Origin of the sequence: Streptacidiphilus sp. PB12-B1b (genome assembly GCF_014084125.1) — a bacterium.
Taxonomy (GTDB): domain Bacteria; phylum Actinomycetota; class Actinomycetes; order Streptomycetales; family Streptomycetaceae; genus Streptacidiphilus.
In genome coordinates this window covers 2,604,886-2,630,211 of sequence record NZ_CP048405.1, presented here as the reverse complement: position 1 = coordinate 2,630,211, position 25,326 = coordinate 2,604,886, and the positions used below count along the sequence as shown (strand labels likewise).

27 protein-coding genes are annotated in these 25,326 nt (G+C 71.8%); 6 read left to right on the top strand and 21 right to left on the bottom strand.

What is annotated here, in order from left to right:
* Positions 1-109: 109 nt before the first annotated feature.
* Complete coding sequence (locus GXW83_RS11890; protein ID WP_182443049.1) at positions 110-1,078, bottom strand: YafY family protein; 969 nt, start codon at positions 1,076-1,078, stop codon at positions 110-112.
* 92 nt (positions 1,079-1,170) lie between these two features.
* Here GXW83_RS11890 and GXW83_RS11885 point away from each other — a divergent pair, with 92 nt between their 5' ends.
* The 3 genes from GXW83_RS11885 to GXW83_RS11875 all read left to right on the top strand — a co-directional run bounded on the left by GXW83_RS11885 (position 1,171) and on the right by GXW83_RS11875 (position 2,741).
* Positions 1,171-2,085 (top strand): DNA-3-methyladenine glycosylase, encoded by a 915-nt coding sequence (locus GXW83_RS11885; protein WP_182443048.1) that lies wholly within the window; start codon positions 1,171-1,173, stop codon positions 2,083-2,085.
* Between the two features lie 109 nt (positions 2,086-2,194).
* Complete coding sequence (locus tag GXW83_RS11880; RefSeq protein ID WP_182443047.1) at positions 2,195-2,413, top strand: dodecin; 219 nt, start codon at positions 2,195-2,197, stop codon at positions 2,411-2,413.
* Positions 2,414-2,507: 94 nt separating this feature from the next.
* Positions 2,508-2,741, top strand: a complete 234-nt coding sequence (locus GXW83_RS11875) for a hypothetical protein (protein ID WP_182443046.1) — start codon at positions 2,508-2,510, stop codon at positions 2,739-2,741.
* 115 nt (positions 2,742-2,856) lie between these two features.
* Here GXW83_RS11875 and GXW83_RS11870 read toward each other — a convergent pair whose 3' ends face one another.
* Positions 2,857-3,285, bottom strand: coding sequence for an SRPBCC family protein (locus GXW83_RS11870; RefSeq protein WP_182443045.1), 429 nt, complete (start codon positions 3,283-3,285; stop codon positions 2,857-2,859).
* 219 nt (positions 3,286-3,504) lie between these two features.
* On the opposite strand from GXW83_RS11870, the gene GXW83_RS11865 reads away from it, so the two are divergent.
* A complete protein-coding gene (locus GXW83_RS11865; RefSeq protein ID WP_182443044.1) occupies positions 3,505-3,927 on the top strand; it encodes a CBS domain-containing protein in 423 nt (140 codons plus the stop codon).
* A gap of 157 nt (positions 3,928-4,084) precedes the next feature.
* Complete coding sequence (locus tag GXW83_RS11860; protein WP_182443043.1) at positions 4,085-5,035, top strand: family 16 glycosylhydrolase; 951 nt, start codon at positions 4,085-4,087, stop codon at positions 5,033-5,035.
* A gap of 34 nt (positions 5,036-5,069) precedes the next feature.
* Here GXW83_RS11860 and GXW83_RS11855 read toward each other — a convergent pair whose 3' ends face one another.
* The 16 genes from GXW83_RS11855 to arc all read right to left on the bottom strand — a co-directional run bounded on the left by GXW83_RS11855 (position 5,070) and on the right by arc (position 21,359).
* The gene (locus tag GXW83_RS11855) at positions 5,070-7,967 is read right to left on the bottom strand and encodes an RNA helicase (RefSeq protein ID WP_182443042.1); all 2,898 of its coding nucleotides are present in this window, start codon (positions 7,965-7,967) and stop codon (positions 5,070-5,072) included.
* A gap of 194 nt (positions 7,968-8,161) precedes the next feature.
* Positions 8,162-9,148 carry a twin-arginine translocase subunit TatC gene (tatC, locus tag GXW83_RS11850; RefSeq protein ID WP_182443041.1) on the bottom strand — a complete coding sequence of 329 codons (987 nt, stop codon included), beginning with the start codon at positions 9,146-9,148 and terminating at the stop codon, positions 8,162-8,164.
* A gap of 74 nt (positions 9,149-9,222) precedes the next feature.
* Positions 9,223-9,504, bottom strand: coding sequence for a Sec-independent protein translocase subunit TatA (gene tatA, locus GXW83_RS11845; RefSeq protein ID WP_182443040.1), 282 nt, complete (start codon positions 9,502-9,504; stop codon positions 9,223-9,225).
* Between the two features lie 105 nt (positions 9,505-9,609).
* A complete protein-coding gene (locus tag GXW83_RS11840; protein ID WP_182443039.1) occupies positions 9,610-9,831 on the bottom strand; it encodes a hypothetical protein in 222 nt (73 codons plus the stop codon).
* 9 nt (positions 9,832-9,840) lie between these two features.
* Positions 9,841-10,092 (bottom strand): hypothetical protein, encoded by a 252-nt coding sequence (locus tag GXW83_RS11835; protein ID WP_182443038.1) that lies wholly within the window; start codon positions 10,090-10,092, stop codon positions 9,841-9,843.
* The gene (locus GXW83_RS11830) at positions 10,089-11,045 is read right to left on the bottom strand and encodes a YafY family protein (RefSeq protein WP_182447241.1); all 957 of its coding nucleotides are present in this window, start codon (positions 11,043-11,045) and stop codon (positions 10,089-10,091) included. The genes GXW83_RS11835 and GXW83_RS11830 overlap by 4 nt, the downstream gene beginning before the upstream one ends.
* Positions 11,046-11,071: 26 nt before the next feature.
* On the bottom strand, positions 11,072-12,079 hold the full coding sequence (locus GXW83_RS11825) for a helix-turn-helix transcriptional regulator (RefSeq protein WP_370466874.1): 1,008 nt from the start codon (positions 12,077-12,079) through the stop codon (positions 11,072-11,074).
* Between the two features lie 161 nt (positions 12,080-12,240).
* The gene (locus tag GXW83_RS11820; RefSeq protein ID WP_182443036.1) at positions 12,241-12,612 is read right to left on the bottom strand and encodes an FKBP-type peptidyl-prolyl cis-trans isomerase; all 372 of its coding nucleotides are present in this window, start codon (positions 12,610-12,612) and stop codon (positions 12,241-12,243) included.
* Positions 12,613-12,673: 61 nt separating this feature from the next.
* The gene (locus GXW83_RS11815; RefSeq protein WP_225446919.1) at positions 12,674-13,714 is read right to left on the bottom strand and encodes an FKBP-type peptidyl-prolyl cis-trans isomerase; all 1,041 of its coding nucleotides are present in this window, start codon (positions 13,712-13,714) and stop codon (positions 12,674-12,676) included.
* Between the two features lie 189 nt (positions 13,715-13,903).
* On the bottom strand, positions 13,904-15,265 hold the full coding sequence (gene pafA, locus GXW83_RS11810; RefSeq protein WP_182443035.1) for a Pup--protein ligase: 1,362 nt from the start codon (positions 15,263-15,265) through the stop codon (positions 13,904-13,906).
* Between the two features lie 143 nt (positions 15,266-15,408).
* Positions 15,409-16,164 (bottom strand): proteasome subunit alpha, encoded by a 756-nt coding sequence (prcA, locus tag GXW83_RS11805; protein WP_182443034.1) that lies wholly within the window; start codon positions 16,162-16,164, stop codon positions 15,409-15,411.
* 68 nt (positions 16,165-16,232) lie between these two features.
* Positions 16,233-17,081 carry a proteasome subunit beta gene (prcB, locus tag GXW83_RS11800; protein ID WP_182443033.1) on the bottom strand — a complete coding sequence of 283 codons (849 nt, stop codon included), beginning with the start codon at positions 17,079-17,081 and terminating at the stop codon, positions 16,233-16,235.
* Positions 17,033-17,305 carry an endonuclease domain-containing protein gene (locus GXW83_RS33970; RefSeq protein ID WP_370466642.1) on the bottom strand — a complete coding sequence of 91 codons (273 nt, stop codon included), beginning with the start codon at positions 17,303-17,305 and terminating at the stop codon, positions 17,033-17,035. Before GXW83_RS33970 ends, prcB begins: the two co-directional genes overlap by 49 nt.
* A gap of 115 nt (positions 17,306-17,420) precedes the next feature.
* On the bottom strand, positions 17,421-17,639 hold the full coding sequence (locus GXW83_RS11790) for a ubiquitin-like protein Pup (protein WP_182443032.1): 219 nt from the start codon (positions 17,637-17,639) through the stop codon (positions 17,421-17,423).
* A 220-nt stretch (positions 17,640-17,859) separates the two neighbouring features.
* Positions 17,860-19,371 carry a depupylase/deamidase Dop gene (gene dop, locus GXW83_RS11785; protein ID WP_182443031.1) on the bottom strand — a complete coding sequence of 504 codons (1,512 nt, stop codon included), beginning with the start codon at positions 19,369-19,371 and terminating at the stop codon, positions 17,860-17,862.
* Between the two features lie 221 nt (positions 19,372-19,592).
* Positions 19,593-21,359, bottom strand: a complete 1,767-nt coding sequence (arc, locus tag GXW83_RS11780; protein ID WP_182443030.1) for a proteasome ATPase — start codon at positions 21,357-21,359, stop codon at positions 19,593-19,595.
* Positions 21,360-21,645: 286 nt separating this feature from the next.
* Between arc and GXW83_RS11775 the strand changes: the two genes are divergently transcribed.
* Positions 21,646-21,945 (top strand): ferredoxin, encoded by a 300-nt coding sequence (locus GXW83_RS11775; protein WP_182443029.1) that lies wholly within the window; start codon positions 21,646-21,648, stop codon positions 21,943-21,945.
* A 68-nt stretch (positions 21,946-22,013) separates the two neighbouring features.
* Here GXW83_RS11775 and GXW83_RS11770 read toward each other — a convergent pair whose 3' ends face one another.
* From GXW83_RS11770 to GXW83_RS11760, 3 genes are all read right to left on the bottom strand, one after another.
* Positions 22,014-22,631, bottom strand: coding sequence for a hypothetical protein (locus GXW83_RS11770; RefSeq protein WP_182443028.1), 618 nt, complete (start codon positions 22,629-22,631; stop codon positions 22,014-22,016).
* A gap of 249 nt (positions 22,632-22,880) precedes the next feature.
* Entirely contained in the window at positions 22,881-23,840 is a 960-nt protein-coding gene (locus GXW83_RS11765; RefSeq protein ID WP_182443027.1) for a tRNA (adenine-N1)-methyltransferase, read from the bottom strand.
* Between the two features lie 90 nt (positions 23,841-23,930).
* Positions 23,931-25,121: a site-2 protease family protein gene (locus GXW83_RS11760; RefSeq protein ID WP_225446918.1), complete on the bottom strand. Its 1,191-nt coding sequence runs from the start codon at positions 25,119-25,121 to the stop codon at positions 23,931-23,933.
* Positions 25,122-25,326 lie beyond the last annotated feature (205 nt).

Sequence of the window (25,326 nt, the reverse complement as noted above, 5' to 3'; positions counted from 1 at the left end):
GGAGCGTATGAGGGGCGGCGGGCCCCGTCAATAGGTCTGGACCAATGGCAGGGCGCAGGGTGCCTCAGCGCGGTCCGAGCCGTCGGCGGGGGCACGGCAGCCGTCGACGTCACGGGGTGGCGTAGAGGGCGGTGATCTCGGCGGCGGCGGTGGCGAGTTCGGTGCGGGCTTCGGGCGGGGTGAGGATCCGGACGTCGGCGCCGAAGACCAGGAGGGCGCGGACGGCGCGCAGGGCCGGGAAGCCCAGGTCGAGTTCGGGCCAGTCCGGGTCCGGCGCGGGCTCGGCGGGCGGGCCGAGCAGGTTGGCGGACTGGAGCCGCAGGAACATGTCCAGCTGTGGCCGGTGGACCCGGCAGCGGACCAGGATCTGGTCCGAGGGGCGGCGCTCCACCTGGTCGCGCAGGGCGGACCAGACCTCGGACAGGCCCTGCCGGGGGCGGCGGCGGACCGGCTCGGCCGAGGTGGCGGCGGAGTGCACCCGGTCGGCCCGGAACAGCCGTGGCTCGCCCTCCCGGTCGGCGACCAGGTACCAGACGCCGGCCTTGCTGACCAGGCCGTACGGGTCCACGGTGTAGCGGTGCAGCTCGGTGCTGCCACTGTGGCGGTACGTCAGTTCCAGGCGTCGGTCGGTGAAGACCGCCTGCTGCAGCTCGGCCAGTTCGACCGTGGCGGGCGCGGCCGTGCGCCAGCGCACCGGATCGACCAGGATGCGCTCGCTGGTGCGTTCGGCGTCCGCCCGGTAGGGGGCCGGGAGCGCCGCCATGACCTTGCGCAGCGCCGAGGCGACGGCGCTGCCGAGGCCGAGCGCGTCGTAGGTGCCCTCGGCGGTGAGCACGAACAGCGCCCGGGCCTCGTCGCTGGTCAGGCCGGTGACGTCGGTGCGGTAGCCCTCCAGCAGCCGGACGCCGCCGTTGCGCCCCTGTTCCGTCCAGACCGGCACCCCGGCCGCCGAGAGCGCCTCGACGTCCCGGTAGACCGTGCGGACCGAGACCTCCAGCCGTTCGGCCAGCTCCACCGCCGAGACCCGGCCCCGGGTCTGCAGCAGCAGCATGATCGAGAGCAGTCGGTCGGCCTTCATGGAAGTCAGCATAAAACCTGACGGACGATGTCAGGTTTCAGCGGGATGGTGGTGCCGGCAACAGAGATCAGCCCACCCCGGAGGACAGCCCCATGCCCGCACCCACCGCCCCGCACCGGTCCACCGTCACCCTGCACCTCCCGGCCCGGCAGCCCTTCGACTTCGGCGCCTCGCTCGCGTTCATCGGCTCCTTCCCGGCGATGACCGGGCAGCAGGACGCCGAACAGGCGGCGCGGACGCTGACGCTGGCGCTGCACGAGAACGGCACCACGCTGGCCGCCCGGCTCATCGCCGCAGGTTCGGGCCCGGGCCTAAACTGCGAACTGACGGCGGAACGGCCGATCGACAGCGCGACAGCGGACGCCGCCGCCGACCGGCTGAGCTTCTACCTGGGCCTGGACGACGACCTGGCGCCGCTGCACGCCGCCGCGCGGCGCGACCCGGCGTTCCAGCGGATCGCGGACCGGCTGCGCGGCTACCACCAGGTCAAGTTCCCCTCGCCGTTCGAGCTGCTGTGCTGGGCGATCCTGTGCCAGCGCGTCCCGATGCCCGTGGCCAGGACGATGAAGCAGGCGCTGGTGGAGACCGTCGGCAACCGGATCGACCTGGACGGCCGGGAGCTGTGGGCCTTCCCGGACGCGCAGCAGCTGGCCGCGCTGAGCGAGGCTGAGCTGGCCTCGCTCATCGGCAACCAGCGCAAGGCCGGCTTCCTGCACGGCTCGATCAGCCGCTGGCTGGACCTGGACGAGGGCTTCCTGCGCAGTGGCGACTACGACGAGGTCCGCGAGCGCGTCCTCGCGCTGCCCGGCATCGGGCCCTGGTCGGCGTCGTTCCTGCTGATCCGGGGGCTGGGGCGGATGGAGCACATCGCCTACGACCGGGAGGCCGCCCGCGCCGCCACCCGGGCGTACGGCCACCCGGTGGACGAGCCGGAGTTCCGGCGGCTCGCCTCCGGCTACGGCGAGCTGCAGGGCTACTGGGCGCACTACCTGCGGGTCGGCGGCTGACGGAGGTCGGCCCCGGCGGCCCCGGCGGACGGTCGCGCTGCGCCGGGGCCGGGTGTGGGGCAGATTGGACGGGGGCCACCTCACTCAGGAACGTAGGACGGAGTCCGTCATGAGCAACCACACCTACCGGGTCACCGAGATCGTCGGAACCTCGCCGGAGAGCGTCGACGCCGCGATCCGCAACGGGATCAACCGGGCCTCGCAGACCCTGCGCGGCCTGGACTGGTTCGAGGTGACCCAGGTCCGGGGCAGCATCGAGGACGGCGGCGTGAGCCAGTTCCAGGTGGGGCTGAAGGTCGGGTTCCGGTTGGAGGACACGGCGGGCTGAGCAGCGGGCAGAGCTGCGGGCTCGACCGTACCGGGAGGTGTCGCGCGGTCTGCGGTCGTACGGTGGAGGCAGCTCGACCAACGAGGAGGCAGACATGCCCGGATCCGTCACGATCGGCCACTTCCACCCGTCGGTCACGCTCGGCCACGACGACGCCGAGCGGTTGGAGGACATGCTGGCGCGGATGTCGGCCATGCTGGACTCGACCGGCCCGGACCGCATCACCGACGCGCAGATCGACGCCTTGTGCGCGGGGCAGGCCGACGGCCGCTCGGAGCTGGCCACCTGGACCGACCGGCTCACCCACCGGTTGCAGGCTCACCTGTAGCAGAGGCCCGTGGTAACCGCCGGTGGCAGCCGGGCCGACCGGGCTCCGGCGGCTCGGGGCTTCCGGCGGCCCGGAGCTCGGCACAGAGTCCCCGTGTGGCCAGTGCGCGGACGACTCAGTCGGCGAGCGCGCGCTCCAGGTTCTCCAGGTTGGCCACCTCCGCCCGCGCCAGGTTGGTGATCAGCGGGCGCAGCGCCAGCAGCGGACCGTGCAGCGCGATGTCGAGCACGAAGGTCACCTCGGTCTCGCCCGGGGCCACCTCCCGCAGGACGAAGCAGCCGGTCGGACGGGCGGGCCCGGCCGTCACCTCGAACTCGATCCGGCCGGGCGGCTCGCACAGCGTCAGCCGGTAGTCCCCGGCGATGGAGTGGCCGCCCATGCCGGTCATGGTCTGCGCGTACCGCGCGCCTGCACCCTGCCCCGAGACGTGGCGGACGGCCGTGACCTCCGGCCGCCACCGAGGGTTGTTGGTCCCGTCGAGGAGGAAGGCGTAGACCTCGCCGACCGGACGGCGGACGGTGACCGTGTGCTCGGCATGGGTCATCGGGGCCTCCCTCGCAGCCGCGCGGCCCGGGACGCCCCCGGGGCCACAGCCCAATCTGCCACTGTCCGAGCAGGTGCGGGCACCCCGGACACGCCGACAGCAGCACGGGCGCGCTGGCACGGGCGTGCGGACCGGCCTCCGCCGCAGTGGGCGCGGCGCCCGGGATGGGGTCAGGATGGAGTAACGGGGAGCGGCCACACTCGTCCCAGGAGGCCAGCCGTGAAGACCGCACAGGAGATCATGCACTCCGGCGCCCAGTGCATCACCGAGCACCAGACGCTCGCCCAAGCAGCCAGGATCATGCGCGACCTGGACGTCGGCGCGCTGCCGATCTGCGGGGACGAGGACCGCTTGATCGGCATCGTCACCGACCGCGACATCGTGCTGAAGTGCGTCGCCGAGGGCCTCGACCCGGACACCACCACCGCCGGGGATCTCGCCGTGGGCCGCCCCATGGTGATCGAGGGCGAGGACGACGCCGAGCAGGTGCTCCGGGTGATGGAGCAGTACCGGGTGCGGCGGCTGCCGGTCATCGACCACCCCGACCACCGGCTGATCGGCATGATCACCGAGGCGGACGTGGCCCGGCACCTGCCGCAGGCGCGCGTCGCCGAGCTGGTCTCCTCGATCTGCGCCGAGTAGCGCCGAATGGTTGGGGCGGCGACCCATCGGGCACGGCTGTTCGGATCGCGCCGGAAGCGCGCTGGTCCGACACGATGCGCAAGCGAGGCCCTAGTCTGACTCCTGTCGTCAGACGGCCCGCGGTGCCCAGGGGGGTACGAAAGGTTCTCCCTCAGCCATGCGCATCCATGCGAAGCTCCGACGCCCCTCGTCGACCGTGCGGCGGTCCCTGGCCGCCGCCGGGCTCGCCACCGTGCTGTCGGTGAGCGCCGCGGCTGCCTGGTCGCCGCCGCCGGAGACCGCCGCCCGCGCCCTGGCCGCCGCCCCGCCCGGCAGCTCCCCGCTCGGCATGCCCGGCTACTGGAACCCGGTCTTCGACGACGAGTTCGACGGCACCGCCCTGGACACCGCCAGCTGGACGCCCAACTGGCTCGGCTGCCCGGGCTGCACCACCGCGCCGGTCACCCTGAACGAGTCGGAGGCGTACGCCCCCTCGCAGGTCAGCGTGGGCGGCGGCTACCTGCACCTGCAGGCCGCCGCCCGGCCCACCACCCTGGACGGCACGACCTATCCGTACCTCTCCGGCATGGTGCAGTCCGACGGCAAGGTGCAGTTCGCCTACGGGGCGTTCGAGGCCCGGATCTACCTGCCGCCGTCCGGCCGCTCCATCGCCAACTGGCCCGCCTTCTGGACCGACGGCCAGAACTGGCCGATCGACGGCGAGATGGACGTCATGGAGGGCCTGGGCGGCAGCGCCTGCTTCCACTTCCACTCGCTGCTCGGGGGCCCCGGCGGCTGCGCCTTCGGCGACTTCTCCGGCTGGCACACCTACGGCGCCGACTGGGAGCCGGGCTCGGTCACCTACTACTACGACGGCACCGAGGTCGGTCGGATCACCTCCGGCATCACGCCCTCGCCGATGTACCTGATCCTGAACTACGCCGTCGGCGGCTCGGGCGGCAGGACGGTGGTCCCGGCCGCCATGGAGGTCGACTACGTCCGGGTCTGGCAGCACTGCGTGTGCGTGCGCGGACCGCTCGGCCGCGCCTGCCCGTGCGGGGTGGCGCAGCCGCTGCCGACCACCGGCCCCGGGCTGTTCCCGTCGCTGGTACTCCCCGGCGGCGGGTGACGCCCGGGGCCCGAGGCGGTCGGATCTCCCCCGGTCAGCCGACCGACGAGTAGGCGATGATGCCGCGCCGCAGCCCGTCCACGGCCTTGCGGGCCGCCTGGCGGACGGTGCCGGTCTCCGGCGCGGCGTTGGCGATCTGCCCCAGCACGTCGATCAGCTGCCTGGTCCAGCGGACGAAGTCGCCGGCGGGCATGTCGGCCTCCCGCAGCACCGCGTCCAGCTGGTGGCCGGAGGCCCAGCGGAACGCCGTCCAGGCGAAGCCCAGATCGGGCTCGCGCTGGCCCCAGTTGTCCATGGTGGAGAGCTTGTGCTGCTCCTCCAGGTCGTTCAGGTGGCCCCACAGCCGGACCATCTCGCCGAGCGACTCGCGGGCCGAGCCGTCCGGCAGCTTGGGCGCGCCGCTCTCGTCGTCCCCGCGCCGCGACTCGAAGACCAGCGCCGAGGCGCAGGCCGCCAGCTCGGCCGGGGTCAGCCCCTCCCAGACCTGCTCGCGCAGGCACTCGGACGCCAGCAGGTCCAGCTCGCCGTAGAGCCGGGCCAGTCGGCGGCCGTCCTCGGTGACGGTGTCGCCGGAGAGGTAGCCGAGGTCGGTGAGCAGCGCGCAGACCCGGTCGAAGGTGCGGGCGATGGTGTGGGTGCGGGACTTCATCCGCTGTTCGAGCTGCCGGGTGTCGCGGTTGAGCCGCTCGTAGCGCTCGGCCCAGCGGGCGTGGTCCTCGCGCTCGTCACAGCCGTGGCAGGGGTGCTGCCGCAGGGCGGCGCGCAGCCGGGCGATCTCCGGGTCGTCCGCGGCGGCCGACCGGCCCCGGCGGACCCGCCCCGGCTCGAGGTGCCCGGCCTTGGAGCGCAGGGCGGAGGCCAGGTCGCGGCGCGACTGGGGGCTGCGCGGGTTGAAGCTGCGCGGGATCCGCAGCCGTTCGACGGCCTCCACCGGCACCGGGAAGTCGATCATCGCCAGCCGCTTGACCTGGCGTTCGGCGGTGAGCACGACCGGGCGCGGCCCGTCGCTGTGCTCCTGCCGGTGGCCGTGCCGGCTGACCGGCGGGATGCCCGGGTCCAGCACCAGCGCCAGCCCGGCGAAACGCCCGGTCGGGACGTGGATGACGTCGCCCGGCTTCAGCTTCTCCAGCGAGTCGGCGGCGCTGGCGCGGCGCTGGCTGGCGCCCTCGCGGGCGAGCCGGTTCTCCCGCTCCTTGAGGTCGCGCCGCAGGTCGGCGTACTCCTGGAAGTCCCCCAGATGGCAGGCGATGGCCTCGCGGTAGCCCTCCAGGCCCTCCTCGTTGCGGCGCACCTGCCGGGCGATGCCGACGACCGAGCGGTCCGCCTGGAACTGCGCGAAGGAGGTCTCCAGCAGCTCCCGGGACTTGTGCCGGCCGAACTGCGACACCAGGTTGACCGCCATGTTGTAGGACGGCTTGAACGAGGAGCGCAGCGGATAGGTGCGCGCGCCCGCCAGCCCGGCCAGCGCGGCCGGGTCCAGGCCGGGCTGCCACAGCACCACCGCGTGGCCCTCGACGTCGATGCCGCGCCGCCCGGCGCGCCCGGTGAGCTGGGTGTACTCGCCCGGGGTGACGTCGGCGTGGGTCTCGCCGTTCCACTTGACCAGCTTCTCCATGACGACCGAGCGGGCCGGCATGTTGATGCCCAGGGCCAGCGTCTCGGTGGCGAAGACCGCCTTGACCAGGCCGCGCAGGAACAGCTCCTCGACGACCTCCTTGAAGGTCGGCAGCATCCCGGCGTGGTGGGCGGCGACGCCGCGCTCCAGCGCGTCCACCCACTCGTAGTAGCCCAGGACGTGCAGGTCCTCGTCGGGGATGGCCGCGGTGCGGGCCTCGACCAGGGCGCGGACCTCGGCCCGCTCCGACTCGCTGTTCAGCCGCAGCCCGGAGTGCAGGCACTGCTGGACGGCGGCCTCGCAGCCGGCCCGGCTGAAGATGAAGGTGATCGCGGGCAGCAGGCCCTCGTCGTCCAGGCGGCCGATGACCTCGGCCCGGCTCGGCGTCCAGGCCCGGCCCGGACGCCCGTTGGACATGGAGCGGCCCCGGCCGCGCTTCTCGAAGCGGTCCCGGCCGCCGTAGCGGCGGTCCTGCTCGGCCCGGGCCAGGCGCACCAGCTCCGGATTGACGTCCACCTCGCCGCCGCGCACCCCGTCGCGTCTGCGCCCGGAGGCGCGCTCCTCGGCGACCCGGCTGCCGCCCCGCTGCTGCACGAACAGGTCGTACATCCGGTTGCCCGCCAGCACGTGCTGCCACAGCGGCACCGGGCGGTGCTCGGAGACGATGACCTTGGTGCCGCCGCGCACGGTGTCCAGCCAGTCGCCGAACTCCTCGGCGTTGGAGACCGTCGCCGACAGCGAAACCAGGGTGACGGACTCGGGGAGGTGGATGATGACCTCCTCCCAGACCGCGCCGCGGAAGCGGTCGGCCAGGTAGTGCACCTCGTCCATGACCACGTAGCCCAGCCCGGAGAGGGTCTGCGAGCCCGCGTAGAGCATGTTGCGCAGCACCTCGGTGGTCATCACCACCACCGGGGCCTCGCTGTTGACCGTGTTGTCGCCGGTCAGCAGGCCGACCTTGTCCGGCCCGTAGCGCTTCACCAGGTCCGCGTACTTCTGGTTCGACAGCGCCTTGATGGGCGTGGTGTAGAAGCACTTGCGGCCCTCGGCCAGGGCCAGGTGCACGGCGAACTCGCCGACGATGGTCTTGCCCGAGCCGGTCGGCGCGGCGACCAGGACGCCCTCCCCGCCCTCCAGCGCGGCGCACGCCTCGATCTGGAACTCGTCCAGCGGGAAGTCGTACAGCTGCCGGAAGGCGAACAGCTGGGTCGCCTGCTCCTTGGCCCGGCGGCGGAAGGCGGCGTAGCGCTCGGCGGGGCTGAGCTCCTCGTCGTCGGGCTGGCCGGAGGTGTCGTTCTGGGGGGCGGCGGAGGTCATCGCGGCACCATCCTCCCGGTTCGGGCGCACGGGAGCGCGGTGGGCGGCGGCTTCAGCGGTACCGGCAGCGGTGCCGCGGACGGCGCACAGGTCTTGATCGTCTTCGATGTGCATCTCACCCAGAGGCTACCCGCCCGCACCGACACTCGACCCAGCAATTTTCCCCGGCCCGTGGCGGTGGCCGCGGGGGCGCGTCAGGTGACGTCGTCGTCCGAGTGGTAGACCATCGGCTCGCGGGAGGCCAGCTCGGAGGCGGTGACGCGCTCCAGCGGGCCGGTGCCCTGGGAGGGGACCTCGGAGGGCGCGAGGTCGAGGGTGGAGGCCACGTCGTCGTCCAGCAGGCTGTCCGGGTCCTCCAGCGCGCGGCGCTTGGCCTTGGACCTGTCGTGGAGGGTGGCCACCCCGAGGGCGACGAAGAACAGCAGGCAGATCGGCACGGCCAGGACGGTCATGGTGAGCGGGTCGCCGGTGGGCGTGGCCACGGCCGCGAACACGAAGATGATGAAGACGATCGCCCGCCACCAGCTGCGCAGCTTGGCCGCGCTGAGGATGCCGATGAAGTTCAGGCCGACCATCAGCAGCGGGATCTCGAAAGAGAGCCCGAAGACCAGGACCATACGGATGAAGAAGGTGAGGAAGTCCGCGCCCTGGATCATCTGCGCCATGCCCGGCGGCACGAAGCTCAGCAGGATGCGGATGGCCTTGGGGAAGACCCAGTACGCGATGGCCGCGCCGCCCAGGAAGAGCGGCACAGCGGCACCGACGAACGTCAGGCCGTACTTCCGCTCCTTCTTGTACAGACCGGGGGCCAGGAACGCCCACAGCTGGTACGACCACACCGGGCTGGAGATGATCACGCCGAGCATCATCGAGACGTCGAAGCTCAGCGACAGGCCGCCGAGGGGACCGTCGACCACCAGCACGCCGTTGGGGCATCCGGGGGTCGACGCGGCGACTCCGTGCAGGGCCTTGATCGAACAGATCGGGCCCGTCATCTGGTGCAGTATCCAGTTGTGAACGAGAAACCCGAGCACCGTCCCCACCAGAAGCGCGAGGATCGATACCGCCAACCGGTTGCGCAGCTCGCGGAGGTGGTCCGCGAGCGGCATGCGTCCTTCGTCGTTCTTGGACTGCTTCTGCCTGCCGGCGGTCTGATGCCGAGTCCCCTGGGTGTCGCTCACCGTGCGGCTTTCAGTCCCTGCGTGAAGGTGGATGGAGAGGGCCCGCGGTCAGCCGCAGGCCGAAGACGGCGCCGTCAGCCCTGGACGTGGGTCTGGGCGTCGGCGACCGGGCGGGCCGTGGCGGACTCGCCGGGCGCTGCCTGAATGGTCTTCGGAACGGCGACGGTTTCGGCTTGGTTGCTCTGGGCCGTCTGCGCCTCAGGCTTGTCGTCGGTCTTCATCGCCCCGACCTCGGACTTGAGGATGCGCAGCGACTTGCCGAGCGCACGCGCCGTGTCGGGCAGCCGCTTCGCTCCGAAGAGCAGCAGCACGATGACCGCCAGGATGATGATTTCAAGTCCGCGGTTCTCGAGCATGGGATTCCCTCTTCGTCTGTCGTCTCTGCGCTGATGATACGCACTCCAGCCGCCGGGGGGTCCAGATGCGGGAGCAGTTCCTGTGTTATCCACGCATGTTCGATCCTACGTCGGCCCTGGTTCACCGAGCAGGAGGTCACCCGCACGGCGGGCGACCGGTTCGGCGGCCCGCTCCACTGCGACCGCCGCCTGGGAGATACGCCGGCCGGCCGCGTCCAGTTCACCGGCGAGTCGGGCCGCCTCGGCGTACACGCGGACCGCGAGTACGCCCAGGACCAGCAGTCCGGCTGTGGACAGGCCGACGACGGAGACGATCACCCAAGGCATGCCGTCAGCCTACGGTACCTTCGGCGACTGCTCACCGAGGTGCAGGCGCATGGTGCGTACGCCCGCGCCGGTCAGCGCCTCGACGATGCGCTCGCCCGCGGTGCGGCGGACGGCCGTGCCGCAGTCGGGACAGGTGAAGGTGTAGAACGTGCGTTCGCGGGTGCGTCCCACGGTGAGCCGGAACTCGTCCACGTCCAGTTCGGTGGCGGCCCTGCACTCCGTGCAGGCGGCCCGGAAGCGGGTCGGCGGCGCGGCGCTCACGCGGCGCCCCCGGCGACGGCCCCGGCGTCCTGCGGCTCGTCGCCGTAGAGCGCCAGCGCCTCCGCGGCCGTGGCCCTGGCCTGGGCCGCGAGCGCCGCCGGGGCGGTGATCCTGCCGTCCGCGCCGAGCCGCAGGGCCAGCCGCAGCAGGCCCGCCGGGTCCGGCGTGCGCAGGGTGATCCGCAGGCCGCCGTCGGGCAGCTCCACCGACTCCTCGTGGGTGTAGTACTCGGTGACCCAGCGCCCGGCCGGGCCCACCTCCAGCACCACCTGCGGATCGTCGGCCGCCGGGCGCACCAGCCCGTCCGACAGGTCGCGCAGCTCCAGCGGCGGCGGGTCCGACTCGACCCCCAGCACCCGGATGTCGGCGATCCGGTCGAGCCGGAAGATCCGCCGGTCCTCGGAGAGCCGGCACCAGCCCTCCAGATAGGTGTGCCCCTCGGTGACCAGGCGGATCGGGTCCACCTCGCGCTCGGTCATCTCGCCCCGGCCGGAGGAGTAGTACTGGATCCACAGCCGGCGGCGCTCGGTGAGCGCCCGGTCGACGTCGGCGAAGACGCTGCCCTCGGCCTCGAAGGTGACGCCGACCCGGGCGCTGCCCTCGGCCGCGTCCCCGGCCGCCGCCTCCAGCTTGGCGACGGCGCGGGTCAGCGCCTCCCGGTCGCGCTCGCGCAGCCCCGGCAGTCCGGCCACCGCGCGGGCGGCGACCAGCAGCGAGATCGCCTCGTCCGAGGCCAGCCGCAGCGGCTGGGCCACGTCGTCCGGGTTGTGCCACCAGATGTGCTCGCCGTCGGTGTCGATGTCGAGCAGGTCGCCGCCGCGGAAGCTGGTGCCGCACATGGGCAGCACGTTCAGATCGCCGACCAGCTCGCGCTCGGAGATGCCGAAGGCCCGGGCCACGTCGCCGACCCGGGCGCCGGGGCGCTCGCGCAGGTAGGTGACCAGCGAGAGCATCCGTCGGGTCTGGTCGATGGCGTTGCTCACAGCGCTGCTCCCTCACTGGCGGGCCGGTCGGCGGCTTCGGCGGCGCCGGCGTCGGCGCGGTCGGCGGGCCCGGCGACGGCGCGCAGCCGGGCGATGACGTCGGAGCGCAGCTCCGCCGGGGCGACGACCAGCACGGCCGCGCCGAACTCGGACAGGTCGGCGGCGAGGCCGTGCCCGAACGGGACCTCCAGCTCGTCCCAGTCGGCGTCGACCGGATCGATGGACAGGGCCTTGGTGCGCAGCGGGAAGGCCGCGCCGCGGCGCAGCCTGATCCGGGCGGTGGCGGTGGCGCCCTCCCCGGCGAACCGGGCCACGTGCTGGCGGACGTCCACGTGGTCCGGGACGTCGGCGGTGAACGCCCCGCCGCGGACCCTGACCCGGTCGGTGATCCGGCTGAGCCGGAACACCCGGACGTCCTTGCGGTCCCGGTCCCAGCCGGCCAGGTACCAGTGGCCGTGCCAGCACTCCAGCGCCCACGGCTCCACGCTGCGCGGCTCGGCGGCGGAGGCGCCGGACTTGCGGTAGCCGAAGGTGACCGGACGCCGGTCGCGGGCGGCTGCCAGCAGCGGTTCGAAGGCGGTCTCCCGGGCGGGGATGCGCGGCTCCAGCGCGGTGTGCGCCTCGGCCGCCTCGGCGCCCTCGGCCAGCACCCCGGCGGCGCGCAGCTTGTGCAGGGCGCCGCTGGCCGCACCGGCGAGCCGGGCCTGCCGCCAGACCCCGGCGGCCAGGCTCAGCGCGGCGGCCTCCTCGGCGTCCAGCGAGATCTCCGGCAGCCGGTTGCGGTCGCGCCGGGCCAGGTAGCCGGACTCGCCGTCGAGCGGGTTCTCCTCCACGTCGATGACCAGGCCCAGTTCGCGCAGGTCGTCCTTGTCCCGCTCGAACATGCGGTTGAAGGAGTCCTCGGTGCCGCTCTCCGCGGCCTCCTGGTACGCCTCGATGGAGTCCCGCAGCTCCCGCTTGCTCAACGGGCGCCTGGTGTTCATCAGGCACAGCGCGAGGTTCATCAACCGCTCGGACTTGGCGATGGGCACCGCTCACCCCTCCCTGCACGCGAACACTCCGTGTGCCCGGCGAACCCGACCGTACCGGTCCGGCGGCCAGCGGCAAAAGCGCGGCCCCGCCCGACCACTTCCGTGGTAGGGCGGGGCCGTTGAGATGCCGTGGGTCAGACAGCCAGCAGGTCGACGACGAAGATCAGCGTCTCGCCGGGCTTGATCGCCGCACCGGCGCCGCGGTCGCCGTAGCCGAGGTGCGGGGGGATGATCAGCTCGCGCCGACCGCCGACCTTCATACCGGCGACGCCCTGGTCCCAGCCGGCGATGACCCGGCCGCCGCCCAGCGGGAAGCTGAAGGACGAGCCGCGGTTCCAGCTCGCGTCGAACTCCTCACCGGTGCTGAAGGCCACGCCCACGTAGTGGACGCTGACGCTCTGGCCCGGCTTGGCCTCCTCGCCGTCACCCACCCAGATGTCGCGGATCTGCAGCTCGGCCGGCGGCTCGCCACCCGGGAAGTCGATCTCCGGCTTCTCGATGCTCAAGGTCTTGATCTCCTCATCAGTGCGACCGCCGATCAGCGGCCGTCCGACCCTACGTTACGCGTTACGCGGCACCCAGGATGTCCACCACGAACACCAGCGTGGAGTTGGCGGGGATGCTGCCCTGGGCGCTGCTGCCGTAGCCCAGGGACGGCGGGATCACGATCTCCACCCGGCTGCCGACGGTCTGGCCGACCAGCGCCTGGTCCCAGCCCTTGATGACCTGGCCCACGCCGATGGCGAAGGAGGCCGCGCCGCCGTCGTTCCAGGAGGAGTCGAACACCTTGCCGTCGGCCCAGGTCACGCCGGTGTACTGGGCGATGATGGTCTGGCCGCTGGCGACCTTCGGGCCATTGCCCTTGACCAGCACCGCCGACTGCAGCGCGGTGGGGGCGGTCGCGCCCTTGGGGATGGTGATGGTCGCGGCCTTCGCGTCACAGGCGTTGACCACCGGCAGGCTGGCCGCGACCGACTTGGCCGCCGTGCCGGACGCCTGGCCCTTGCTGGACACCGCGCCGGTGATGTCCACGACCATCACCAGGGTGTCCTTGGCGCTGACGCCCAGGCTGGACGAGCCGGACTGGGCCTCGGAGGCGGCCAGCTGCGAGGCGGCGTCGGCCGGGGGCGCCACCACCAGCATCCGGCTGCCGATGGCGCGGCCCTGCACCGCGGCCTTGAGCGCCGGGATCATCCCGCCGGTGCTGCCGACCAGCGGGGCCTTGCTGGTGTACGAGTCGCTGACGGTCTTGCCGGTGTTCCAGTCCTTGACCAGGACGTCGGTGATGGCCGTGTCGCCGGTGCCGATCACCGCGCCGGTGCCCTTGGTCACGGTGTTCACGACCAGCTTGTCGGTCGGCTTGCCGGAGGTGGCGATGGTGGCGCTCTTGGCGAACACCCCGCCCACGGTCGGCATCGGGTCGGCCGAGTCCACCGTGCCGCCGACCACCGGCGTGGCCGTGGGAGCGGTCGAGGCGGGTGCGGCGGGACAGGACACGGGGGCCACCGTCGTCGCGTCCGCGGTGCCGGCCTTGGTGCTGCTACCGCACCCGGTCAACAGCAACGCGGGCACGAGGAGCAGCGCGGCAGCAGCGGTGGTTCGGCGCACGGTCGTCCTTAGGAGTGGGAGGGAGGGGAACCTACATTCCGCGCCACTCTACGACCTCGCTCCCCTTACCGAACACAGAACTCGACCCCCGCGCCGTCACAATCGGGACACGAGGGTCGAGAGCTGGACAAATGCCATGGATATGGGTAGAGGACGGGCGCCTGCGGGCTGCATGTGCTGGGCGCGCGGCTACATGCCGGCGATCAGCTTCTCCACCCGCTCGTCCACCGAGCGGAACGGGTCCTTGCACAGGACGGTGCGCTGCGCCTGGTCGTTGAGCTTCAGGTGCACCCAGTCGACGGTGAAGTCGCGGCGCTGCTCCTGGGCCCGGCGGATGAAGTCCCCGCGCAGCCGGGCCCGGGTGGTCTGCGGCGGGACCGACTTGGCCTCGAAGATCTTGAGGTCGGTGGTGACCCGCTCCGCCTGCCCGCGGTTCTGCAGCAGGTAGAACAGCCCCCGGCGGCGGTGGATGTCGTGGTAGGCGAGGTCGATCTGGGCGACCCGCGGGTGGGACATGCTGATCTGGTTCTTGGCCCGGTAGCGCTCGATCAGCTGGTACTTCATGACCCAGTCGATCTCCCGCTCCACCAGGGTGAGGTCCTGGCTGCGGATCGCCTCCAGGGTGCGGCCCCACAGGTCCAGCACCTTGGCGACGGTGCCGGTGCGCAGGCCCCTGGCGTCGGCGAACTCGGCGGCCTTGGTGAAGTACTCCTCCTGGATCTCCAGCGCGCTGGCCTCGCGGCCGTTGGCCAGCCGGACCTGGCGGGAGCCGGTGAGGTCGTGGCTGACCTCGCGGATCGCCCGGATCGGGTTCTCCAGGGTGAGGTCCCGCAGCACCACACCGGCTTCGATCATGCGCAGCACCAGGTCGGTCGCCCCGACCTTGAGCAGCATGGTCGTCTCGGACATGTTGGAGTCGCCGACGATCACGTGCAGCCGGCGGTAGCGCTCGGCGTCGGCGTGCGGCTCGTCGCGGGTGTTGATGATCGGACGGGAGCGGGTGGTCGCCGAGCTGACGCCCTCCCAGATGTGCTCCGCCCGCTGGCTCACGCAGTACACCGCGCCGCGCGGGGTCTGCAGCACCTTGCCCGCGCCGCAGATCAGCTGGCGGGTGACCAGAAACGGGATGAGGATGTCGGCCAGCCGGGAGAACTCGCCGTGCCGGGCCACCAGGTAGTTCTCGTGGCAGCCGTAGGAGTTGCCCGCGGAGTCGGTGTTGTTCTTGAACAGGTAGACGTCGCCGGCGATGCCCTCCTCGTGCAGCCGCCTCTCGGCGTCCACCAGGAGTCCTTCGAGGATGCGCTCCCCGGCCTTGTCGTGGGTGACGAGTTCGGTGACGTCGTCGCACTCCGGAGTGGCGTACTCCGGATGCGAGCCCACGTCGAGATAGAGACGGGCGCCGTTGCGCAGAAACACGTTGCTGCTCCGGCCCCATGACACGACACGGCGGAAGAGGTACCTGGCCACCTCGTCCGGGGAGAGTCGCCGCTGCCCCCGAAACGTACAGGTGACGCCGTACTCGTTCTCCAGCCCGAAGATTCGGCGGTCCATGATTGGACTTTACGCTTTTAGTCGCTGTCTGAAACCGTTTCGACGCGAGGTTTCGGATCATTCCTCGATGACGCGGAAATGCCGTGAGGACGTGCCGAAGCACGCCCTCACGGCAGATCGGAACCGGGTCGGAATCGGGAGGATCAGCCCTCGTCGGAGCTGCCCGGCTCGTCCTCCACGTCGCCGGTCGCGGTCTCGTCGCCCGCCAGCAGCCGGTCCAGCTGGCCGCCGACGAGGCGCTTGAACTTGCGCTGCTGCCAGCGGCTGCGGTCCAGCACCGCGACCTCCAGCTGGTCCTGGGTCAGGGTCCGCGGGCTGCCGCCGTTGGGATCCCTGGCGAGGGCGTCCACGGCCAGCTTGAGGGCCTCGGGGAGGCTCAGACCGGCGGTGTGGTGCTGCGTCAGGTAGTGGCCGATGGACTCGGCGTTGCCGCCGACGGCGACCGTGCCGCGCTCGTCCGCGACGGAGCCGTCGTGGGTGAGCCGGTAGATCTGGTCGTCGTCGGGCGACTTGCCGACCTCGGCCACGATCAGCTCGACCTCGTAGGGCTTCTCGCCGGCCGAGGAGAAGATGGTGCCCAGGGTCTGGGCGTAGACGTTGGTCAGGCCCCGGGCGTTGACGTCGGCCCGGTCGTAGGAGTAGCCGCGCAGGTCGGCGTAGCGGACGCCGCCGATCCGGAGGTTCTCGAACTCGTTGTAGCGGCCGACCGCGGCGAACGCGATGCGGTCGTAGATCTCGGAGACCTTGTGCAGCGCCCGCGAGGTGTTCTCCGCCACGAAGACGATGCCGTCGGTGTAGGTGAGCACGACCACGCTGCGGCCGCGGGCGATGCCCTTGCGGGCGTACTCCGCGCGGTCGGCCATGGCCTGCTGGGGTGAGACGTAGAACGGCGTCGACACCGGCGGTCGCCCCTTCTGGTCGAACGGTCAGGGTAGATCAGGAGTCTTCAGGAGTCAGCTGTGCGGGTCTAGAGCAGCCCGGCCTGCGGGCCGTTGGGGAACTCCAGGCGGTGGTCGAGGATGCTGCGGGCCAGCGCCCCCACCTCCTCGTCGGGAAGGCGGCGGAAGCCGTCCTCGGTGATGACGCCCACGATCGGGAAGATGCCCCGGGTGAGGTCCGGGCCGCCGGTGGCCGAGTCGTCGTCGGCGGCGTCGTACAGCGCCTGGACGACGGCGGTGGCGGCCTGCTCGGCGGTCAGGTCGGGGCGGTAGAGCTTCTTCAGGGAGCCCTTGGCGAAGAGCGAGCCGGAGCCGGTGGCGGCGAAGCCCAGCTCCTCGGAGCGGCCGCCGGTGACGTCGTAGCTGAAGATCCGGCCGCGGCCGAGGTCCAGATCGTAGCCCGCGAACAGCGGGACCACGGCCAGACCCTGCATGGCCATGCCCAGGTTGCCCCGGATCATGGTGGTCAGCCGGTTGGCCTTGCCCTCCAGTGAGAGCTGGGTGCCCTCGATCTTCTCGTAGTGCTCCAGCTCCAGCTGGAACAGGCGCACCATCTCGACCGCGAGCCCGGCGGTGCCGGCGATGCCGACGGCCGAGTACTCGTCGGCCGGGAACACCTTCTCGATGTCCCGCTGGGCGATCAGGTTGCCCATGGTGGCCCGGCGGTCACCGGCCAGGATCACCCCGCCGTCGAAGGTCACGGAGACGATGGTGGTGCCGTGCGGGGCCTCCAGCGGCTGCTGCGCGCCTGCGGGCAGGACCCGGCGGCCGGGGAGCAGCTCCGGCTGGTGGTCGGCCAGGAATTCGACGAAGGACGACGAACCCGGTGTCAAGAAGGCAGCCGGTAGACGCCCGGTGCCACGAGTGTTGGCTTCCACACGTTCCCTTCCAGATAGTCGGCCCCACGCCGGAGCAGCTCGGGCCGGTCCTTGAACTGACCCGGTCCGCCGTCGCAGTTGGAGCAGAGGATGGCTCGGACCCTACCCGTTTTGCGGTCGTGATCAACATGCCCGGAGCAGGATCGGCGCGGTCGGCGCGGACGCCGGGTGGAGAGGCCCGCGAACGCGGTTCGCGGCAGGTTCGCGGCACGGCCGGAAAGCACACCGCCGCAGGGCCGGGGCCGACGACAGCTCGTACACCTATCGCCTGCGCGCCCGTGGAAACCCGGGGAAAGCCGGGATTTCCACGGGTGGATTCCCGCACGCCCCGCAGGGGGGCTACTCGCCGCCCTTCTGCACGTAGCTCCGGACGAAGGATTCGGCGTCCGACTCCAGGATCTCGTCGATGTCGTCGAGTACCGCGTCCACGTCGTCGTCGAGCTTCGCCTTGCGCTCCTTGAGGTCGGAGGCTTCGTTGGCCTCGACCTCCGCCTCCTCGACCTCCTCGGAGGAGCGGTTCGCCCGCTGCTGGCCGCCGCCGGTGTCCTTGGTCGCCATGTCCCTCACCCCGCTCGGTTGACGGCGCATCGCTGCGCACGGTTGGGCCCGGTGCTACCCGGTACTCCTGGTCAGACCTTATACACGAGGTGTGACAGTTGCCTCGTGTTTTCCTTCACCGGTGCAACGTCCGGTGCTGTTCCGATGATGCCCAGCACGGCCGCATTCACCCGTGGTGATCCGTCGCTACGCTGCGGTTACGCCGGAAGCGGACAGATGTTCAGCCGCCGGAGAGCACCCGGACCAGCTCCTCCGCCGTGCGGCAGCGGTCCAGCAGCGCCTTGACGTGCTTCCTGGTACCGCGCAGCGGCTCCAGCGTGGGCACTCGCTGCAACGAGTCACGGCCGGGCAGGTCGAAGATGACCGAGTCCCAGGAGGCGGCGGCCACGTGGTCGGCGTACTGCTCCAGGCAGCGGCCGCGGAAGTAGGCCCGGGTGTCCTCCGGCGGCTTGTGGGCCGCCCTGAGCACGTCGGCCTCGTCCAGCAGGCGGTCCATCCGGCCGCGGTCCACCAGGCGGTTGTAGAGGCCCTTCTCGGCCCGTACGTCGGCGTACTGGAGGTCGACCAGGTGCAGCCGGGGGTTGTCCCAGCCGAGGCCGTCGCGGGTGCGGTAGCCCTCCAGAATCTCCCGCTTGGCGATCCAGTCCAGCTGCCGGGACAGGCTCATCGGATCGCGCTCCAGCCGGCCGAGGACGTCCTCCCAACGGTCCAGGACGTCGCGGGTCTGCTCGTCGGCGTCGGCGCCGAAACGGTCCTCCACGTACTTGCGGGCCAGCTCGCAGTACTCCATCTGGAGCTGAACGGCCGTCATCTTCCGCCCGCTGCGAAGCGACAGCAGGTGGCCGAGGTCCGGGTCGTGGGAGACCTTGTGCAGGGTGCGCACCGGCTGGTCCACGGCCAGGTCCACGCCGATGAAGCCGTCCTCGATCATCGACAGCACCAGCGCGGTGGTGCCCAGCTTGAGGTAGGTGGAGATCTCGGAGAGGTTGGCGTCGCCGATGATGACGTGCAGCCGGCGGTACTTCTCGGCGTCGGCGTGGGGCTCGTCGCGGGTGTTGATGATCGGGCGCTTGAGGGTGGTCTCCAGCCCGACCTCGACCTCGAAGTAGTCGGCCCGCTGGCTGATCTGGAAGCCGTTGACCGAGCCGTCCTGGTTGATCCCGACCCGGCCGGCCCCGGTCACCACCTGCCGGGAGACGAAGAACGGGGTGAGGTGCCGGACGATGTCCGCGAACGGCGTCGCCCGCTTCATCAGGTAGTTCTCATGGGTGCCGTAGGAGGCGCCCTTGTTGTCGGTGTTGTTCTTGTACAGGTGGATCGGCTGGGCACCCGGCAGCTGCAGGGCGCGGTTGGCCGCCTCCTCCATGATCCGCTCGCCGGCCTTGTCCCAGAGCACGGCGTCGCGGGGGTTGGTGACCTCGGGCGAGCTGTACTCGGGGTGGGCGTGGTCCACGTAGAAGCGGGCGCCGTTGGTGAGGATGATGTTGGCCAGGCCGATGTCCTCGTCCGTCAGCTGGCTGGCGTCCGCGGTGTCCCTGGCCAGGTCGAATCCCCGCGCGTCGCGCAGCGGGTTCTCCTCCTCGAAGTCCCAGCGGGCCCGCCTCGCCCGGTGCATGGCCGCCGCGTAGGCGTTCACCACCTGGGACGAGGTGAGCATGGCATTGGCGTTGGGGTGTCCCGGGACAGAGATCCCGTACTCCGTCTCGATGCCCATCACGCGCCGTACAGACATGCGGCCCTCCTTCAAAGCTGCCGCTGACGAGCCGTCCGTCGACGGTCGGCCCGGTGCGGTAACCCGAGCCTAGGACTGCGCACTGACAACCGGGAGATCGCGGCCCGGGTTACTTTCACTTCGTGCCGCCGGACGCCTGCCGAGGCGGGGGACGGCGTCCAGACGCCAGCGTCCGGCTACGGGCCGACGGGCACCCGTAGCCGGACGGTGGCGGTGCTGACCTACAGGTACTGCCCCGTGTTGGCGACAGTGTCGATCGAGCGGCCGGATTCGGCCCCCTGCTTGCCGGTGACCAGCGTGCGGATGAAGACGATCCGCTCGCCCTTCTTGCCGGAGATCCTGGCCCAGTCGTCCGGGTTGGTGGTGTTGGGCAGGTCCTCGTTCTCCTTGAACTCGTCCACGCAGGCGGCGAGCAGATGGGTGACCCGCAGACCTCTCTGGCCGTGGTCGAGGAAGTCCTTGATCGCCATCTTCTTGGCCCGGTCCACGATGTTCTGGATCATGGCGCCGGAGTTGAAGTCCTTGAAGTACAGGACCTCCTTGTCACCGTTGGCGTAGGTGACCTCCAGGAAGCGGTTCTCCTCGGTCTCGGTGTACATCCGCTCCACGACGGCCTGGATCATGGCGTCGACCGTGCCCTCGACCGACGAGCCGTGCTCCTTGACGTCGTCCGGGTGCAGCGGCAGGGAGCTCTTCAGGTACTTGGAGAAGATGTCCTTGGCCGCCTCGGCGTCCGGGCGCTCGATCTTGATCTTGACGTCGAGCCGTCCCGGGCGCAGGATCGCCGGGTCGATCATGTCCTCGCGGTTGGAGGCCCCGATGACGATGACGTTCTCCAGGCCCTCCACGCCGTCGATCTCGGCGAGCAGCTGCGGGACGATGGTGTTCTCCACGTCCGAGCTGACACCGGAGCCGCGGGTGCGGAACAGCGACTCCATCTCGTCGAAGAAGACGATGACCGGCGTGCCCTCGCTGGCCTTCTCCCGGGCCCGCTGGAAGACCAGGCGGATCTGCCGCTCGGTCTCGCCGACGTACTTGTTGAGCAGCTCGGGGCCCTTGATGTTGAGGAAGTAGCTCTTCCCCTGGGGCTGTCCGGTGACCTCCGCCACCTTCTTGGCCAGGGAGTTGGCCACCGCCTTGGCGATGAGCGTCTTGCCGCAGCCGGGCGGGCCGTAGAGCAGGACGCCCTTGGGCGGGCGCAGCTCGTACTCCTTGAACAGCTCGGCGTGCAGGTAGGGCAGCTCGACCGCGTCGCGGATCTGCTCGATCTGGCTGCCGAGGCCGCCGATGCGGTCGTAGTCGATGTCCGGGACCTCTTCGAGGACCAGCTCCTCGACCTCGCTCTTGGGCACCACCTCGTAGACGTAGCCCGAGCGCGGCTCCAGCAGCAGGGCGTCGCCGGAGCGCAGGGTGAGGTCGCGGAGCGGCTCGGCGAGCCGGACCACCCGCTCCTCGTCCGTGTGCCCGGTGACCAGGGCGCGCTCGCCGTCCTCGAGGACTTCCTTGAGGGTGACGATGTCGCCGATGCTCTCGAACTCCATCGCGTCGACGATGTTGAGCGCCTCGTTCAGCATGACTTCCTGGCCACGCTGGAGCTCGTCCAGCGGGACGCTGGGGCTGACGTTCACCCGCAGCTTGCGGCCGCCGGTGAAGATGTCGGCGGTGCCGTCCTCGTTGGCGGTCAGGAAGGTGCCGAAGCCGGCCGGCGGCTGGGCGAGCCGGTCCACCTCCTCCTTGAGGGCCACGATCTGGTCGCGGGCCTCCCTCAGGGTGGAGGCGAGCCGCTCGTTCTGGGCGGTGACTCCGGACAGATTGGCCTGCAGCTCGGCGATGCGCTCCTCGAGGATTCTCGTGTGGCGCGGCGAGTCTGCGAGCTTACGGCGCAGGACAGCAATCTCCTGCTCAAGAAAGGAAACCTGGCTGAGGGCTTCCTCAGAACCCCGTGCGGGCCTGCCGCCTCGGGCGTAGTCGTCATCGTGGGCTGCCACGGTCCTCACCTCCTCCGGGGGAGCTGAACGCTTTCAGACCCTACCTGTGCCTGACAGCGTTGAAACCCCTAGATCAGAAAGTCGGAAGGGGGTGTGTCCGATCTTCACCCTTGCGCACGTCCCCTCGCTCACTGGGATACCCACTCGAAGACGCTCGAAAGCGACCAGTTGTTAGAGTCGGACGGGTCAACAGCGATCGGGTTGCTCCGACAGGGTTCGATGTGTGTACCGATGGCGGGAATAGCGGGCGTCCTCCGGGGCCCCGGCGACCAGGAACGGCGGGCGGATGTCCAGCGTGGACGACAGTGCGGGCGAGCCTCTGGAAGTGTGGATCGACCAGGATCTGTGCACGGGCGACGGCATCTGTGTGCAGTACGCACCCGAGGTATTCGAACTCGACATCGACGGTCTGGCCTATGTGAAGGGCGACGACGACGAACTGCGCCAGGCCCCGGGCGCGACCGTCCCGGTTCCGCTGACGGTCCTTCAGGACGTGGTGGATTCGGCCAAGGAGTGCCCCGGGGACTGCATCCACGTGCGGCGCGCCCGGGATCTGGTCGAGGTGTTCGGCCCCGACGCCGAGTAGGCCGTTCGAGGACCGGCCCGCCCTGTGACCGAGATCACAGGGCGGGCTGACGCGCTCTCAGCCCGGGCTCAGGTCTCGGCGTCGGGGGTTGAGACCGTACGGGTGTATCCGGCGCCGTGCGGCGTCCAGGTGAAGGTCTCGTGCACGTCGGCGCAGCAGCGCGGGACGTCCGGCGAGGAGTAGCCGTCCACGTCGGCCAGGATGCTGCCGTCGCTGCGCACGGTCACGCTGCGGACGGTCAGGTCCTGGCCCGGGGTGATCAGGGTGACCGCTATCCGGGGGCGTCCGCCGGGGCCGCCGGCCCGCAGGATGTAGAGGCCGTCCGGCGGGGTGCCGGTGGCGGACAGGCAGTGGGCGGCGGCTACGGTGGCGTCGGCGCCCCGGCCGGTGAGGTCGGCGCTGAAGCTCTGCGAGACCTTGACCGGCAGGCCGTCGCAGCCCAGCGGGTAGGCGGCGCGGGCCGGGTCGGGGGCGTCGGCGGCCGGGAGCGCGTGCGGGCCGTCCGGGACGGGCGCGGTGGCGTCGGCGGGGGCCACCGCCAGCACCGCGGCGACGAGGGCGGCCAGGGCGGCGGCGGTGCCGAGCCAGTGCGCGGCGCGGGCGCGGGCGTGCGCGGGGCGCTGCGGCCCGCCGGGGGCCGCTCCGGGCCGCGGTGCCGTGTCCGGTCCTGGCGCCTGCTGTGCCACCTGAGCACTCCCCTTCCGCATTGCACGCCCGAGCCGCGCCGGGGCCGTTCGCGGGCCGTGCCGGGGCGGTGGCGGCCGGGCGGTGGGCAGCATCGTCCCACACCGGCGGGGGTGCCCCGGCGGCGGGTACGGGCTCCGGGGTGCGGCTGTCCGGGGGTGCGGCCGGTGCGCGGCCGGGGAACGGGCGAGGGCCCCGCGCGATGGCTGCGCGGGGCCCTCGGGCCGGTCGTCGGGGCGGTGCGGGACGGCTCAGTCCTCGGCCGGGCCGTCCTCGTCCGGGCGGCCGTCGGCGGCGGCCTCGGCCAGCTTGAGGAAGCGGCCGGGCTGCGGGGCGATCGGGGCCTCCACGTCGCCGTAGGCGCCCTTGGCGGGGCGGCGGCGGCGCAGCGGGGGCTCGACCCCGTCGGCGAGCCGGCGGGAGGTGAGCAGGAAGCCGGTGTGGCCGATCATGCGGTGGTCCGGGCGGACGGCCAGCCCCTCGACGTGCCAGTTGCGGACCATCGACTCCCAGGACTGCGGCTCGGTGAAGCAGCCGTGCTCGCGCAGCGCCTCGACGGTGCGCGACAGCTGGGTGGTGGTGGCCACGTAGCAGCAGATCACGCCGCCGGGGACGAGCGCCTTGGCGGCGACGTCCAGGCACTCCCAGGGCGCGAGCATGTCCAGGACCATGCGGTCGACCTCGGTCTCCACCAGGTTGTCCTGGAGGTCGCCGACGGTGAGCCGCCAGGCCGGGTGCGGGCTGCCGAAGTAGCGCTCGACGTTGGTGCGGGCGATCTCCGCGAAGTCCTCGCGGCGCTCGTACGAGGACAGCGAGCCGTTGTCGCCGACGGCGCGCAGCAGCGAGCAGCTGAGCGCACCGGAGCCGACCCCGGCCTCGACGACGCGGGCGCCGGGGAAGATGTCGGCCATGGTGACGATCTGCCCCGCGTCCTTGGGGTAGACCACCGCGGCGCCGCGCGGCATGGAGAGGACGTAGTCGGAGAGCAGGGGGCGCAGCGCGAGGTACTGGATGTTCCCGGTGGTGCGCACCACGGAGCCTTCGGGGGCTCCGATCAGCTCGTCGTGCGAGAAGGCGCCCTTGTGGGTGTGGAACGCCTTGCCGGGTTCGAGCGTGATGGTGTGGTGGCGACCCTTGGGGTCGGTGAGCTGGACCTGGTCCCCGACCTGGAAGGGCCCGCGGCGGCGGGCGGCGCCGGTCGGTTCTGACATGCGGCACAGTCTAGTGCCCCCGGGCGGTGCTCCCCGCCGGGGCCTGGCGCGGACGGTCAGGCGGGGCCTGGCGCGGACGGGCGCGGGCGGTCAAGCGGGGGTGCCGGTGGGGACCGGCGGGAGCGGCGCCTGGCCGGCCATGGCCCGGGCGAAGGCCAGTTCGACGTCCTGGGCGGCCAGGACGCCCAGCGGGCTGCCGTCCCGCTCCACGACCAGGTACTCGGCGGCCGGGTTGGCCCGGAGCGTGTCCAGCAGCTCCTCGCCGACCAGGTCGGCGGGGATCATCAGGCCGGGCTCCAGGTCGCGGGCGACCGCGGCGACCGCCGTCCAGGGCCGCCGGTGCTCGGGGACGGCCCGCACCGCGGCCTCGCGGACCAGCGCGACCGGCTCGCCGCGACCGTCGGCGATCACCACGGCGCGTGCGCCCTCGGCCTCCACCCGCCGCAGCGCCTCGGCCAGCGGGGTGTCCTGGACCACCGTGACGGCCGTCCTGGCCAGGCCCCGGGCGCTCAGCTGCGGCAGCCGTTCGCGCAGCCGGGCGACCCGGACGCTGCCGGCCGCGCCGTTCCAGATGATGGCGGCGAGGATCGCGCCGAGGACGGCGTCCACCAGCAGGCCGCTGAAGCCGGAGCCGGGCGCCTGGTAGGCGGCCAGGGTGGGCATGCCGACCAGCACGGCCAGGGCCAGCAGCCGGCCCACCCAGGCGGCGGCGACCGTACCGGCCATGGGGCTGCCGGTGGCCTTCCAGACCACGGCGCGGAGCATCCGGCCGCCGTCCAGCGGCAGGCCGGGCAGCAGGTTGAAGGCGGCCACGACGACGTTGCTGAGCATCAGCGCGGTCAGCAGCACACCGGGCACGGTGGCGGACTCGACCAGCTGCATGCCGCCGAGGAACACCGCGCCGAGCAGCAGCGAGAGCAGCGGCCCGGAGAAGGCCAGCCAGAACTCGCGGCCGGCGCTCTCGGCCTCCTTCTCGATCTCCGAGACGCCGCCGAAGAACTGCAGCTGGATCCGCTTGACCGGGAGCCGGTAGCGCAGCGCGACGACGGTGTGGGCGAGCTCGTGGATCAGCACCGAGCCGTAGAAGGCGAGCGCGAAGAACAGGGCGACCAGGTAGCGGGCGGCGCCGAGGCCGGGCAGCACCCGGTCGATCTGGCCGCCGAACAGCCAGGTGATCAGGCCGGTGATGAGGAACCAGGTGGGGGTGATGTAGACCGGTACGCCGAAGGGGCGGCCCATCAGCAGCGCGCCTGGGGGGCGGTCTTCCTTGGTGTCGCTCACTGCGGCCCCCTCCGTACCGTCGGATCGGCGTGCGGGTGCGCGCCCCCGGCCTCAACCTACGCGATCTCCCAGGGGCGGAGGCCACGGGCCCGACCGTTCGATGGGTGTCTACCCGCGCGGAGCCGCGCCTACCGGTGACGGGCTCCGGACGGCGGCCGCGGGGGTGCGTCAGGGGGTGCGTCCCGGCGTGCCTCACGGCAGGCGT